The organism is Lentzea guizhouensis, assembly GCF_001701025.1.
Lineage (GTDB): Bacteria > Actinomycetota > Actinomycetes > Mycobacteriales > Pseudonocardiaceae > Lentzea > Lentzea guizhouensis.
Genome location: NZ_CP016793.1, coordinates 6703618 through 6717893, shown reverse-complemented (window position 1 = coordinate 6717893; position 14276 = coordinate 6703618). Strand labels below are relative to the sequence as shown.

General features: G+C 70.1%; 13 protein-coding genes and 1 pseudogene. 11 read left to right on the top strand and 3 right to left on the bottom strand.

Translation table 11 applies throughout. The features are described 5' to 3' along the window. Positions 1-5 precede the first annotated feature (5 nt). Entirely contained in the window at positions 6-1079 is a 1074-nt protein-coding gene (locus tag BBK82_RS32550; RefSeq protein ID WP_065918410.1) for an alpha/beta hydrolase-fold protein, read from the top strand. A 191-nt stretch (positions 1080-1270) separates the two neighbouring features. Here the strand turns inward: BBK82_RS32550 and BBK82_RS56415 are convergent, their stop codons facing one another. Then, positions 1271-2416 carry a tetratricopeptide repeat protein gene (locus tag BBK82_RS56415; RefSeq protein WP_335618124.1) on the bottom strand — a complete coding sequence of 382 codons (1146 nt, stop codon included), beginning with the start codon at positions 2414-2416 and terminating at the stop codon, positions 1271-1273. Positions 2417-2934: 518 nt separating this feature from the next. Further along, entirely contained in the window at positions 2935-4182 is a 1248-nt protein-coding gene (locus BBK82_RS54705; RefSeq protein WP_065918408.1) for a toll/interleukin-1 receptor domain-containing protein, read from the bottom strand. A gap of 170 nt (positions 4183-4352) precedes the next feature. Here BBK82_RS54705 and BBK82_RS32535 point away from each other — a divergent pair, with 170 nt between their 5' ends. The 4 genes from BBK82_RS32535 to BBK82_RS32520 are packed head-to-tail and all read left to right on the top strand — an operon-like array spanning position 4353 to position 8754. After that, positions 4353-5426, top strand: a complete 1074-nt coding sequence (locus BBK82_RS32535; RefSeq protein WP_065918407.1) for a hypothetical protein — start codon at positions 4353-4355, stop codon at positions 5424-5426. A gap of 1 nt (position 5427) precedes the next feature. Further along, entirely contained in the window at positions 5428-6570 is a 1143-nt protein-coding gene (locus BBK82_RS32530) for a toxic anion resistance protein (RefSeq protein WP_065918406.1), read from the top strand. Then, positions 6567-8180: a substrate-binding domain-containing protein gene (locus BBK82_RS32525; protein WP_065918405.1), complete on the top strand. Its 1614-nt coding sequence runs from the start codon at positions 6567-6569 to the stop codon at positions 8178-8180. The genes BBK82_RS32530 and BBK82_RS32525 overlap by 4 nt, the downstream gene beginning before the upstream one ends. Next, on the top strand, positions 8167-8754 hold the full coding sequence (locus BBK82_RS32520; protein WP_065918404.1) for a hypothetical protein: 588 nt from the start codon (positions 8167-8169) through the stop codon (positions 8752-8754). Before BBK82_RS32525 ends, BBK82_RS32520 begins: the two co-directional genes overlap by 14 nt. 276 nt (positions 8755-9030) lie before the next feature. Here BBK82_RS32520 and BBK82_RS32515 read toward each other — a convergent pair whose 3' ends face one another. Continuing rightward, the gene (locus BBK82_RS32515; protein ID WP_065918403.1) at positions 9031-9873 is read right to left on the bottom strand and encodes an IclR family transcriptional regulator; all 843 of its coding nucleotides are present in this window, start codon (positions 9871-9873) and stop codon (positions 9031-9033) included. A 115-nt stretch (positions 9874-9988) separates the two neighbouring features. On the opposite strand from BBK82_RS32515, the gene BBK82_RS32510 reads away from it, so the two are divergent. The 6 genes and pseudogenes from BBK82_RS32510 to BBK82_RS54700 all read left to right on the top strand — a co-directional run. Beyond that, a complete protein-coding gene (locus tag BBK82_RS32510; protein WP_065918402.1) occupies positions 9989-10642 on the top strand; it encodes an ABC transporter permease in 654 nt (217 codons plus the stop codon). Continuing rightward, positions 10635-11606, top strand: a complete 972-nt coding sequence (locus tag BBK82_RS32505; RefSeq protein WP_065918401.1) for an ABC transporter ATP-binding protein — start codon at positions 10635-10637, stop codon at positions 11604-11606. Before BBK82_RS32510 ends, BBK82_RS32505 begins: the two co-directional genes overlap by 8 nt. Then, positions 11603-12349 (top strand): ABC transporter permease, encoded by a 747-nt coding sequence (locus BBK82_RS32500; protein ID WP_065918400.1) that lies wholly within the window; start codon positions 11603-11605, stop codon positions 12347-12349. Before BBK82_RS32505 ends, BBK82_RS32500 begins: the two co-directional genes overlap by 4 nt. Before the next feature lie 37 nt (positions 12350-12386). Further along, positions 12387-13307, top strand: coding sequence for a glycine betaine ABC transporter substrate-binding protein (locus tag BBK82_RS32495; protein ID WP_065918399.1), 921 nt, complete (start codon positions 12387-12389; stop codon positions 13305-13307). A 20-nt stretch (positions 13308-13327) separates the two neighbouring features. Continuing rightward, positions 13328-13828: a formaldehyde-activating enzyme gene (gene fae / locus BBK82_RS32490; RefSeq protein ID WP_237047694.1), complete on the top strand. Its 501-nt coding sequence runs from the start codon at positions 13328-13330 to the stop codon at positions 13826-13828. Continuing rightward, positions 13801-14241, top strand: a pseudogene (locus BBK82_RS54700) (NAD(P)-dependent oxidoreductase); the annotation flags it as partial. The gene fae and the pseudogene BBK82_RS54700, both read left to right, overlap by 28 nt. Positions 14242-14276 lie beyond the last annotated feature (35 nt).

Sequence of the window (14276 nt, the reverse complement as noted above, 5' to 3'; positions counted from 1 at the left end):
TTCCCATGGCACGCTTCGCCGAGTACGGGCTCACCGCGACCCCCGGCACCCCGGAGTTCTGGGACTCCGTGACAGGACCGGTGTCCGTTCCCGTGGACGGCGGCTACCGGACGTTGTTCCTCTGGCGCGGCGCGGAGGCGTCGCTGCGGTTCGAGTCGTGGTCGGACCCGGTGTCGTTACGACGCTTCGAGGACAGCGACTGCTGGTACGCCGAGGTCGCGATGCCGCACCGGCTGCGCGTGACGTACCACTTCTTCGACGGCGCCGAGTACGACGGCGAGCACGCGGACCCGTTCAACGCTTTCGGTGCCGGTCCGAACCGCTCGATCGCCGCGACGCCTGATGCCGACCCGCAGCCGCACTGGCCGGCCGTGGGACCGGACGAGGTGCTGGACGTGCCGTCGACCCGGTTCCGGTGGAACGGCGTGCTGGGCCGCAAGACCGTGCGCGTGCATCGCGGCGGTGAGCCGGTCGTGCTGTTGTTGGACGGCGACGACTGGATGTACGTGCACCCGGCGGTGGCGGCGTTCGAGTCTGCGGTGCAGGCGGGCGAAATGCCTTCTGCGACTTTGGTTTTCCTGCCCACGCCCCGTGACCGCGACGCCGAGTACACGGGTGCGGCGCTGTGGCCGGCGGTCCGGGACGAGCTGCTGCCGTTGCTCGCCGAGAACGGCGTGACCGTGGACCTGCGGCGGTTCGTGGTCGCCGGGCAGAGCCTGGGCGGGTTGAGCGCTTTCCGGGCCGCGCTGGACTTCCCGGAGCTGGTGACGCGGGTGGCGTGCCAGTCGGGGTCGTTCTGGTGGACCCCGGCACTGCCGGACCAGGGCTTCTCGCTGAACGGCCCGGCCGGCGGCGACACGGCGGAACGGCTGCGGGACGCGGAGCTGTCCGGGCTGCGGGTGGCGTTCGACGTCGGCGAGCACGAGCCGCGCATGCACCGGCACTGCGAGGTGGTGGAGGACCTGGCGGAGAAGGCGGGTGCGACCGTCCGGACCCACCGCTCCCCCGCCGGGCACGACCGCGCGGGCTGGCGGCAGGCACTCGTGCGAGATGTGGCCTGGCTGCTGACCGAACGGTGACGGGCGGAGGACGTCATCGCGCGTGCCGCGGCCGCCGGTGCGACGGCGGTGTCCGAGGTCGTGACCCACGAGATGCCGTGGGGCGCGCACACCGGCAGCAGGGGTTCACGGCTCCGTTCGGGCACAAGTGGTCCGTGGGCGACCGAACGCCGTTGCACCCCTTCCCCGGCTGATCCACGCGCCTCGTCAGGTCAGGAGCGTCTTCGCCACCAGGAACGTCTCCGCCGGTGCTCCTCGGCCTCTGCTGCCCGCGTGATCTCGCGGAAGATGGCGCGCAACGCTGTGGCGGACTCGGGAACGCCCGCCATCTGGGCCTGGGTGAAGAGCTGGACCGCGGTCTCCAGGTCTCCCCGGTGGAAGGTGGCCATCCCGAGGTTGTGGGTCACTTCCGGATCGCCGGCTTCGTGACCGGGCACCAACACCGCCACCGCCTCGTCGTACCTCCGCTGCTCCATCAGGATCGAGCTGAGCAGCAGTGCGGGTTCGCTGTCGTACCGGACGCCGAGCGCCCTCCTCGCCCACCGCTCGGCCCCGGCCTCGTCCCCGCGCTGGTGCTGGACCTTGGCGAGGTACGTCGCAGCCTCGGCCTCGTGCGCGCTCAGGCTGTCCAGCAGCACGGATTCGGCCTCGTCCAGCGCGCTCTTGTCGAGGAGCACCACCCCCAGGGCCAACCGGGCTCCGCGGCTGCCCGCGGACGTGGCCTTCCGCAGCCAGTGCTCCGCCTCCTCGAGCTCGTCCCGTTGGTAGTGCAGGCTGCCGAGCAGGGTGGCCGCTTCGGGGGACCCGGACTCGGCACCCGCTCGCAGGAACGGCTCGGCCGCATCCCACTCACCGCGGTGGAAGTGGAGCTTTCCGAGGTGGTCGGCGGCGGCCAGGACCCCTCGCTCCCACGCCGTGCGCAGCCAGTGCTCGGCATCGGCCTCGTCGCCGGTCACGAGGAAGGACTCGCCGATGAGGAGCGCGGCCTGCTCGTGGCCGCGCTCGTGAGCGCGGAGCAGCCAGCGACGAGCGCGCTGGTGGTCGCCGTCGTTCGCCAGGTCGGAGGCGAGTCTGGTCGCCAGCCGGCCTTCCACGAGATCGGCGACGTCCTCCAGCAGGTCCGCGCCGGCACCGACCTCGCCGCGCAGGAGGTGCAGGATGCCGAGGTTGATCCCGGCTTGGCGGATTCCGGCTGCGAGCGCCGTTTCCAACCACCCGCGGGCCTCATCGGCTCGCGACGACGCGAGCAGCACTGCTCCGAGGTCGGCGGCTGCCGGCGGATGTCCCGCTTCGGCAGCGCGTCGCAGGAACGTCTCCGCCTGCTCCAGATCGTCCTCCTCCCGGTGGTAGCGCCCCATCGCGTAGTCCCACTCGGCGGTGCCGGGCTCCGCCTGTTGCAGGGCGAGGATCACGTCGTCGAACCCGGCGTACGCGAACTGGTCGCGTGCCACCGTCATCAGCCTGCGGAAGGCGCGCCGTGCTCCCTTCCCCGGTTCCACCACGTAGAAGCCACCCGACCCGTGCACGCCGTCCAGGCGGGCAAGCCCGCGCACGACGTGATCCATCCGGTTGTGGCCGGACGCCTGCAGGATGACCGCCATCAGGTCGGAGTCGTCCACATGGGAAAGCGCGGCGTCCCACACCTCCGCCGGGATCGCCGGTGCGGCACCGTTCCTGGCGACCGAGTCGACGAGGTAGTCGAACGGGCGGTACCGCTCCTCGGTCTCCCGCACCAGCAGGCTCGTCGCGCCGTACTCGAGCGTCGTCGCCCACGTCAGCGCCTCATCGACCTCCTCGGGGTGCAGTTGCGCGCCGCCCCGGGAGCGGAGGTGCACCTCGTGCAGGCCGACCAGCACGTCGAGGGGCACACCGGTCGTCATCCCCGCCCTGAACAGGTCGATCGCCGCGGCCACCAGAGCTGATCCCCGTGGTGCCACTCCCGGCGACCACCCGTCGCGCCACTTCTGCACCAGCTGCGGCCCGGCGGCGATGTACTCGGCGACGCCGTACCGGTCGCCGTGCGCCGCGGCCTGCTGCAACCGCGGGTCGTCCAGTTCCGCGGCGTCGCGCAGTTCCCGCTCCGACCACCTGCGGTCCACCGGCACCTTCGCGAACAGTTCCAGCACCTTCGCCGCGGGCACCAGGCCGCGCCAGCGATCCGGGTCCCGCACCGCTTCGCGCTCCAGGTCGGTGGTGTAGAGCGTGTGGTGCGACGCCCGATCGTGGCGATGACGACCACTGTGCCGGTCAGCTCGGCGACCGACCGCGCGGTGAGCACTCCGGCTCCCAGGTAGCGGTGCAGGTCGTCCAGCCACAAGACGTGTGGTGTCCGCGTTCCCGTCAGGCCGGCGAGCTCCGTCGCCAGCTCGGCCGCGTCGGCGGGGGCGACGAGGACGTGGCCGGGCAGTTCCACCCGCATGGCCTCGTACGCGGTGCGGGACTTCCCCGCGGTGGAGTCGCCGACCAGAAGCACGTGCCTGCCTTCCCGGAGCGCGGTGCGGACAGATGCGTCCACGTGGCGTGGCACGTACGGCGGGACCAGGCCGCCGGGGTGCTCCATCGCCGCGTGCACTCCCAGCGCGACGGGGTCCCGGCACTCCGCGACCGTCCGCACCTGACGCCCGGTGCACTCGCCCAACCGGGGGAAGTCGCGGACCAACCTGTCGGCCAGGGCGGCCATGTCCTGCCCCTGGCTCTGGTTCCCCACCTTGAAGGCCTGCAGTCGCGGCAGCTCCGACAGCTCCTCGGGAAGCCGCTCCGGCACGATCCTGGCCTCGCCGAACAGCACAGGCACCACGGGGACACCGTGCTCGAACGCGATGAGGATCTCCTTGCGCACCCAGTCCTGGGGATCGTGGACCAAGCGCCCGCCGAGCTCGTCGTCCAGCCACCGCTCACCGACGACGACGAGCAGAACGGCACTGCGCCTGACCCGTTCTTCCAGCACGGCGGGAAACTCCCGGCCGAGCGGAATGGACTCGTAGTCGAGGAAGATCGACTCCGGACCGAACCTCGTGGACAGTGCCGCGTGCAGAAACCCGGCCGCGGAGGGGTTGTCACCGCTCCGGTAGTTGATGAACACCAGGGTTTCGGCGTCGTCCTCGCGGCCTCTCGCGACATCCATGAGCACGAGCGTAGGTTCGGGCCCGAACCGAGTACACGCGCTTCACCCGTCCGTCAGAGGTCGTGCGCGTTCACGGACTGTTCATCTCACGATTGCGACCACTCCCGGCGGGACGACGTCGTAGTGACGAAAGATCTGTTCTCCGGCAGATGGTTCGCAAGAGGTGGACATTGAAGAGAACGCTCGGCATCGGCCTGGCGGTCGTGCTCCTGGTGGGCGTGGCGGCCGCGATCTACTTCGGCCAGGGCGGCGGCGGGTCCGCCCAGCTGACGACGGTGCGCGGCGTGATCGGTTCGGAGAAGCTCGCCTTCTTCGCCGATCAGCGGGTCAAGGACGTCTTCGCGAAGCACGGGCTCAAGGTCGAGGTGGATCCGGCCGGGTCACGGCAGATCGCCACGGCCACGGAGCTCGACCAGTACGACTTCGCCTTCCCGTCGAGTGCGCCGGCGGCCGAGAAGATCCAGCGGGACCGCAAGGCCGCGCGCACGTACGCGCCGTTCTCGTCGCCGATGGTGGTGGCGACGTTCGACCCGGTCGTCGAACTGCTGACCAAGGCCGGTGTGGTGAAGCAGGGGCCGGGCTACCAGACCTTCGACGTGCAGGCGTACCTGGACCTCGCGGCCAAGGGGACGCGGTGGGACCAGCTGCCGGGCAACACGGCTTATCCGGCGCGCAAGAACCTGCTGGTCACGACGACCGACCCGCGTGACTCGAACTCCGCGGCGATGTTCCTGGCGATCACGTCGTTCGTCGCGAACGGCGGGGTGGTGAGCTCGCCCGAGGCCGAGGCGAAGGTGCTGCCGGCGGTGTCGAAGCTGTTCCTGGACCAGGGGTACACGCAGTCGAGCACCGAGGGGCCGTTCGAGGACTACCTGTCGGCGGGGATGGGCAAGACGCCGCTGGTGCTGGCCTACGAGGCGCAGTTCGTGGACCGGGTGGTGCGCGGGGACTCGACGGTCCGGCCGGACATGAAGCTGCTCTACCCGGCGCCGACCGTGCTGTCCAAGCACACGCTGGTGCCGTTGAAGGACAACGGTGACCGGGTCGGGCAGCTGCTGCAGACCGACGCCGAGCTGGGGAAGCTCGCGGCGACGTTCGGGTTCCGGACGGCCGATCCGCGGCACTTCAACGAGGTCGTCAAGGAGAAGGGCCTGACGGTGCCGCAGGACGTCGTGGACGTCGTCGAGCCGCCCGCGCACGAGACGCTGGAGCGGATGCTCGAAGCGATCGCGAAGCAGTACTGACATGACGGACTTCGTGCTCACTCCCCCGGACCCCGTCGAGCCGGTCCCGGTCGAGCGGGCGGCCGGGCTCATCCCCGTCGCCGACGACACCCGCACCGAGCTGTCAGCGCAGGCCCAGGCGTTCATCGACGCCTTGAACGCCGTTGACCCGCAGTCGCCGGACTTCAGCCGGATCGTGGATGAGGCACTCGTGCTCGGCGAGGCGGAGATGCGGGTGGCCGCGCAGGTCGCCGGCCGGATGCTCGACCGCACGCTGGCCTCGGTGCAGTCGCCGAACACCACGCAGGTGTCGACGAGCCTGACCGAGCTGCGCCGGTCGGTGCGCGAGCTCGACCCGCAGGACCTGTCGAAGCTGACCGGCCGCAAGGTCCTCGGGTTCCTCCCCGGTGGCAACGCCGCGAAGGGCCTGCTGGCGCGGTTGCGGGCGGCCGACGAGCCGGTCAACCGGATCGTGCTGAAGCTGCGGTCCGGGCAGGACGCGCTCAAACGGGACAACGCGGCCATCAAGGGCGAGCGGCAGCGGTTGTGGGACCTGATGACCAAGCTGTCGCAGGACGCCGCGCTCGCCGGTGAGATGGACGAGGCGGTCGAACGGCAGGTGCAGATCCTCGACCTGTCGGATCCGGGACGGGCCAACGCGTTGCGCGCCGACGTGCTGTTCGGGCTGAGGCAACGGCACCAGGACCTGCTGACCCAGCTCGCCGTCTGCGCGCAGGGGTACCTGGCGCTCGACGTCGTGCGCCGCAACAACGACGAGCTGATCAAGGGCATCGAACGGGCGGTCGGCACGACCGTCACGGCGCTGCGCATCGGGGTCGCGGTCGCCGCGGCGCTCGCCGGGCAGCGCGAGGTGATCGACCAGGTCGACGCCGTGCGCGGGCTGACCGACTCGATCCTGAAGTCCAACGCGGCGCTGATGTCGTCGCAGGGTCAGGACATCCAGCGCATCGCCGCCACTCCCGCCGTCGGCGTCGAGGCCGTGCGGACCTCGTTCGACCAGATCTACGCGGCGATCGACGCGATCGACACCTTCAAGGCCCGCGCGGCCGACTCGATGGCCGGCACCGTGCAGGCGCTGGACTTCGAGATCCGGCGCGCCCACGACCACCTGAGCCGCGTGCGCGGTGCAGAGGAGCAAGCATGATCCGCCGCCTCATCCCGGCAGTCGCCGCCGTGGCGCTGCTCGCGGGGTGTTCCGACGACCCCGACCCGATCAGACCTGTCGGCGAGGCCGAGGCCGGCGTCCTGCGCGTGCTCGCCGGCAGCGAGCTCGCCGACCTGCAGCCGATCTTGGACGAGGCCGCCAAGGCCACCGGTGTCACGGTGAAGCTCAGCTTCACCGGCACGATCGAGGGTGCCGAGAAGGTCGCGTCCGGCACCGCCGAACAGGGGTTCGACGCGGTGTGGTTCTCGTCCAACCGCTACCTCGAACTCGTGCCGGAGGCCCAGAAACGCCTTGGCACGGCCACGAAGGTGATGGGCTCCCCCGTCGTGCTCGGGCTGCCCGCCGCGAAGGTGCGGGAGCTGGGCTGGGACGGCAAGCAGGTCGGCTGGGCGGAGATCGCCGCGGCGGCCGGGCAGAAGAAGTTCTCCTACGGCATGACCGACCCGTCGGCCTCGAACTCCGGCTTCTCCGCGCTCGTCGGGGTGGCGGCGGCGTTGTCCGGCTCGGGTTCCGCGCTGGACGCCGCGAAGATCTCCGCGGTCTCCCCGCAGCTCAAGGAGTTCTTCTCGGCGCAGACGATGTCGGCCGGGTCGTCCGGCTGGCTGTCGGAGGCGTACGCGCGGCGGGCGAAGGGCGAGGACCCCGGCACCAAAGTGGACGGTCTGATCAACTACGAGTCGGTGTTGTTGTCGCTCAACGCTTCCACGCCGCAGCCGTTGACGTTGATCTACCCGAACGACGGCGTGGTCACCGCCGACTACCCGCTGACCCTGCTGACGAGCGCGACCTCGGACGCCCGTGAGGCGCACCAGAAGCTGTCGGACCACTTGAAGTCGGCCGACGTCCAGCGCAAGATCATGGACTCCACGCACCGGCGACCGGTCGTGCCGCAGGTGCCGCTCGACCGGAAGTTCGCGGTGCGCGACCTGGTGGAGCTGCCCTTCCCCGGCAGCCAGTCCGCTGTGGACGGTCTGGTCACCACGTACTTCGACCAGCTGCGCCGCCCGTCCCGCACGCTGTACGTGCTCGACACGTCCGGCTCGATGGAGGGTGACCCGATCGAGGGCCTGCGCGAGGCCGTCGTCGGTCTCACCGGCGCCGACTCCTCGCTGGCCGGCAAGTTCAACCGCTTCCACGGCCGCGAGCAGGTGACGCTGCTGCCGTTCAACAGCGGCCCCCGCTCCCCGCAGAAGTACGAGGTGCCGCAGGACAACGCGCGCCCGGTGCTCGACCAGATCGGCAGCTCGGCGAAGGCGTTGAACGCAAGCGGCGGCACCGCGATCTACAGCAGCCTGCGCAGCGGGTACGACGTGCTGCGCGAACAGATCAACGCCGACCCCGACCGCTTCACCTCGATCGTGCTGATGACCGACGGCGAGAACACCGGTTCCGAGGACGTCGAGGACTTCTCGGTGTTCCACGCGACCCTGCCGCAGAACCTGAAGGGCATCCCGGTCTTCCCGGTGCTGTTCGGAGAGAGCGCCACCTCCGAGATGGAACGGGTGGCGAAGATGAGCGGCGGCAAGGTGTTCGACGCCCGCAGCCGCTCGCTCTCGGCCGCCTTCAAGGAGATCCGTGGCTACCAGTAACCCGGTCCTGCGCTACCTCGCCTCCTGGAAGAACCTCGCCGGGTGCGCCGGCGGCCTGCTGGGCCTGGTCCTGCACTTCGCCGGCCTCGCGGGCTCGTACTGGGTGCTCGTGGTCGCCGGACTCTACGGCGTCGGCGCGCTGGCCGCACCGCCCGAGAAGGTCGTGCTGGTCACCGATCCCGAGGAGGAGGCCGGGCAGCTGCGGTCCGAACTGGACGCGCTGGTCCTGCGCGTGCACGGCTTCGGCGGCCGGGTTCCGGCGGAGGTCGCCCCGAAGCTGGGCGAGATCGCGGAGGTGTTGCGCGGCATGCTCGACCGGCCGCGGGAGCTGCGCGGTGACCCGGACGCGTTGCACGCCGTGACCCGGTTGATCGGGACGGACCTGCCGTTGTCGGTGCAGTCGTACCTGAACCTGCCGTGGTGGTACGCCGCCGCGCGCGGGTCGGGGACGGAGCTGGTGCGGCAGCTGGAACTGCTGCAGACCGATGCGGTGCGGGTGGCGGAGCGGTTCCACGCGGCGGACGCGCAACGGCAGGCGGACCACGGCCGGTACCTGGAGGACCGCGGCGAGTGAGCCCGGAAGGCCGCCCAACCGGGAACGCCACCCGGCCGCGAGCCCGTCGGCGCGCAGTTCGGCGAGCAGCCGCTCGCACAGCTGTTGCCAGACTCCCGCCCGTGCCGCTCGGTCAACCGCCGCCAACAGGTTGAGCCCGAGGCACCGAACAAGGCGGTGGACAGCCGGTTCCAGCCGAGCTCACAGCTCGTCGGTCAAGACCTCCTCACGCACGCCGGGATCTTGGAACGCCCTGCGCCGCAGGCAAATCCGACACGCCAGCTCATTTTGAACTGATCACTGAGCCGAGTAGCCCAGCGCCGCCGACAGGTCCCGCGCCGCCCCCGACACGATCCGCCCCAGCTTGTCCAGCTGCGCCCCGATCCGCTCCTTCGGCGCCGACACGTTCAACGCCGCCACGATCCGCGACGTGAAGTCGTACACCGGCGCCGAAGCCGCGACCACGCCGCGTTCCAGCTCCTCGTCCGACGTCGCGTAGCCCCGCTCCCGGACGCGCTTCAGCTCCGCCACCAACGAGTCCAGGTCGCTGATCGCGTTCGGGCGCGGTGACGGGCGTTCCAGCACCGCGAACGTCGAGTCGGCGCGCTCCCCCGCCTCCAGCACCGCCTCGTCGTGGCCGTGCTCGGCGTACCAGACCGACAGCGACTCCGCGTCCCAGTCGCTGATCAACGCGCGCCCCGACGGCGTGCGCCAGGCGGCGGTCGTCACGCCCTCCCACCCGGTGGTGTGGAAGCGGTTCGGGCTCAGCTCGCTCATCAGCGTCAGCACGTTCCCGCCGCGCAGCACGCACAGGTGCGCCGTCTCGCGTGTCACCTGTGCGAGGTGCTTCAGGTGTCCACGCGCGTTCCACGCCAGCGCGCCCTCCGACGTGCGCGCCGCCAACGCGTACAGCCGTGACCCCAGCCGGTAGCTCAGGGACTCCGGGTCGCGGTCGACCAGGCCGCTGTCCGCCAGCGTCGCGAGCGTGCGGGACACCACCGTCTTGTCCCGGCCGACCAGTGCCGCGATCCGGACCACGCCGAGGCCGCCCGCCTGCACCGCCTCCGGCCGGCCGAGCACCTCCAGCACCTCGATGTCCCGGGCCAGACCGGCTGAGTTGCGACGTGAAGATCCAGGCATGGCACGGCACTCTACGAGGCGTGTTGCCATATGGCCAACACCTGTTGTGCACAAGACAACCGAAAATCTACCGTTCCCGGCCATCGGCACCGTCGCCGAAAGGAGGGCGCACCCCGTGACCGGAACGTTCGACGACTTCCTGGCCCGCCGCTGGGAAGACCTCGTCACCCTGACGCTGCAACACCTCGCCGTCGTGGCTCTGTCCCTGGCACTGGCCACCGTGCTCGGCGTGCTGGTCGGGCTGCTGGTGTGGGACCGCGACATCCCCCGTGCCACGGCGCTGACCGCGGCGGGCATCGCCATCACGATCCCGTCGCTGGCGCTGCTGGCCCTGCTCAGCCCGGTGCTCGGGCTCGGGTGGGCACCCACGGTGGTGTCGCTGGTCTTCTACTCGCTGCTGCCGATCGTGCGGAACACCGTGGTCGGCCTCAGGGAGGTCCCGCACCACATCGTCGAGTCCGCCAGGGGCATGGGGATGACGCCAATGAAGACCCTGCTGAGCATCCAGCTGCCGCTCGCGTGGCCGGTGATCGTGACCGGCATCCGGGTGGCCGCGCAGCTGACCGTCGGCATCGCGGCGATCGCTGCCTACGTCGCGGGGCCGGGGCTCGGGCTCTACATCTTCCGCGGCCTGTCGTCGCTCGGTTCGGTCAACGCGCTCAACTTCGCGCTCTCCGGCACGCTCTGCGTCGTGCTGCTGGCACTGCTGATCGACGGTGCCTTCGTCCTGATCGCCCGCTACAGCACCTCGAGGGGTCTCCGTGTCTGAGCCTGGAGTCGGCATCGAGCTGAGCCGCGTCACCAAGCGCTACCCCGGCCAGCAGCAGGCCGCCGTCGAGGACTTCTCGCTGACGGTCGCGCCCGGCGAGCTCGTCATGTTCGTCGGCCCGTCCGGCTGCGGCAAGACCACGACGATGAAGATGATCAACCGGATCATCGAGCCGTCGAGCGGGTCCATCACCATCGACGGCAAGGACGTCCTCGCCCTCGACCCCAACGAGCTGCGCCGCCACATCGGGTACGTGATCCAGCAGATCGGCCTGTTCCCGCACATGACGATCGCGGAGAACATCGCCACCGTCCCGAAACTGCTCGGCTGGTCCAAGGAACGCACGAGCGACCGCGTCGACGAGCTGCTGCGGACCGTCCAGCTCGACCCCGGCACGTTCGCCCACCGCTACCCCAAGCAGCTCTCCGGCGGTCAGCAGCAACGCGTCGGCGTCGCCCGCGCGCTGGCCGCCGACCCGCCGGTGATGCTGATGGACGAGCCGTTCGGCGCCACCGACCCGATCACCCGGCAGAAGCTGCAGGCCGAGTTCCTCAAGCTGCAGGCGGAGATCGGCAAGACGATCATCTTCGTCACGCACGACTTCGACGAGGCGATCCGGCTCGGCGACCGGATCGTGGTGCTGAGCGAACGCAGCCAGATCGAGCAGTTCGACACGCCCGCGAACATCCTCGCCAACCCGGCCAACGACTACGTGTCCAGCTTCATCGGTCACGGCGCCGGTCTGATGCGCCTCGCGTTGATCCCGATCAGCGACGTCGAGCTCGACGCACCGGACAGCGCCGCGCCCGCGATCGACGCCGACGCCTCGCTGCGCGACGCACTGGACCTGCTGGTGGTCACCGGTGCCGACCGGGTCAACGTGTCCGGGGGCGGGGGTTCGTTGACGCACGCCCGGATCTCGGCCGCGCTGAACAGGACCAAGCAGCCGGTGGAGGCGTCATGACCGCCCACACCGGGCAGGTGCAGCGCCTGGCGCTCAAGCGGTTCGTGACGCCGCTCGCGGTCGTGGTCGTGCTGGCACTGCTCTTCCTCTGGCTCAGCACCCTCTCCCTCGACTCGATCGAACAACGCACGCTCAACACCGGCTACCTCCTCGACCGCACGCAGGAACACCTGGTGCTGACCGTGGTTTCGTCCGCGCTCGTGGCGTTGCTCGCGATACCCGCGGGGATCGCCGCCTACCGCGTGCGGTCCAAGGCCGTCCGCGCGTTGGTCATCGCCCTGGGCAACATCGGCCAGGCGACACCCGCGGTCGGCCTGGTGATCCTGCTGGCCATCGCCTGGCAGACCGGCTTCTACACCGCCCTGATCTCGCTGGTCGCCTACTGCTTCCTGCCCGTGCTGCGCAACACCCTGACCGGCCTCGAACAGGTCGACCACGCCACCCGCGAGGCCGCCAGGGGCATGGGCATGACCCCGCGCCAGGTGCTGTGGCGCATCGAGCTCCCGCTGGCCTCGCCGGTGATCCTGGCCGGGCTGCGGACCGCTCTGGTGTTCTCCGTCGGTGTCGCCACCATCGCGACCTTCATCAACGCCGGTGGCCTCGGCGACATGATCGTGAACGGCCTGAAGCTCCAGCGCTACCCCGTGATCGTCGTCGGCGCCGTGCTCGTCGCCTCGATCGCCGTCCTCATCGACTGGGCCGCCGGGCTCGTCGAGGACCTCGTCCGCCCCCGCGGTCTGTAACCCCTCCGCCGAACACCGAACGTCAAAAGGACCTTCCATGTACAAGCGCGCCCTCATCGGCGTGCTGGCCCTCGGGCTGGCCGCCTGTTCGAGCTCCCCGTCCGCCGACACCGCCGCCAAGAGCGAGGACCTGAAAGGACTGTCCGGCCAGATCGGCTCGAAGGACTTCGCCGAGCAGTACATCCTCGCCCACCTGACCACGAAGCTGCTCAACGCCCACGGCGCCACGCTGGAGGCCAACACCAAGCTGGTGGGCTCGGCGAACGTGCGGCAGGCGTTGGAGAACAAGCAGTTCGTCGGCTACTGGGAGTACACCGGCACCTCCTGGATCACCTACAACAAGCAGACCCAGCCGCTCAAGACGGAGAAGGAGCAGTTCGACGCGGTGCTGAAGGCCGACGAGGCCAAGAGCATCGCCTGGGTCGCGCCCGCGCCGTTCAACAACACCTACACCTTCGCGATCCGCAACGAGAAGGCGAAGGAGCTCAACGTCACGAAGATGAGCGACATCGCGAAGCTCCCGGCGAACGAGAAGACGTTCTGCATCGAAAGCGAGTTCTCCACCCGTGACGACGGCTGGCCCGGCGTCTCGAAGACGTACTCCTTCGACGCGCCCAAGGACAACGTCAAGCTGCTCGACACCGGCGTCATCTACACCGCCACCAAGGACGGCAAGGACTGCAACTTCGGCGAGGTCTTCGCCACCGACGGTCGCATCGCCGCGCTCGGGCTGACCGTGCTGCAGGACGACAAGGCGTTCTTCCCGATCTACCAGGGCGGGTTCACGCTGCAGGCCGACGTGCTGAAGAGCCACCCGAAGATCGCGGACGTGCTGAAGCCCATGGCGGACAAGCTGACCACCGAGGAGATGCAGAAGCTCAACGCCAAGGTCGACGTCGACGGTGACGAGCCGGACGAGGTCGCGCAGGAGTGGCTGACCTCGCAGGGGCTGATCTGACCATGCGGAACGGACAGACCATGCAGATCGGGGAGAGCTTCGTCGGCGAGGGCGTCAACGCGGCCCACGTCAACACCGTGCTCGGCCACCGCGACGGACCGGCCGGCACCTCGTGGGCCACGGCGCTGGCGACACCTTCAGCCGGACACGTGCCGTTCGTGGCGGTGCTGCGGCCATCGTTGCCGGTCAAGCCGATGACGTTGTTCGTCACCAAGGCCGCGCCCGCGAACGACGACCACGGGCTGCTGATCTGGGGTCCCGCGCAGGCCGGGGTGGCCGCCGGGGTCGCTGACGCGGTGGCCGAGGGCAGCATCCCGGAGCCGGACACCTCGACGCACGTGCTGATCGCGGCGGTCTGGGTCAACCCCGGCGCTGACGACGCGGACACCGTGTACCGCAACAACCGCGAGGCCACGCGCACGGCGTTGGCCAACGGCGCACAAGACCTGCCGCTGCTCAAAGACGTGCTGGCGGCGTCCCCGAGCAACCCGTTCTACACGCCACCGGAGGAGAGAGCGTGACCCGCACCGTCGGTTTCATCGGGCTCGGCAGCATGGGTTCCGGCATGACGCGGAACCTGCAGAAGGCCGGGTTCTCCCTGGTGGTCAACGACATCCGGCGCGAGGCGGCGGACGAGCTGGTCGCCGGCGGCGCCAGGTGGGCGGACACGCCGGCCGAGGTCGCCGCGGCCAGCGACCTGGTGATCACCATGCTGCCCACGCCCAAGCACGTGCACGACGTCATGAACGGCCAGGCCGGTGTGCTCGCCGGGATGGTCCCGACCGGCACGTGGATCGACATGTCCACGTCCGTGCCCGAGGTGGCGGACGAGGTCCGCAAGTCCAACCCCGGCCTGCACGTGCTGGACGCACCGGTCAGCGGCATGTCCGTGGGCGCGGCGAACGGGACGCTGCAGATCTTCATCGGTGGCGACCTCGATGACGTGAAGCGGTTGAGGCCGGTGTTCAA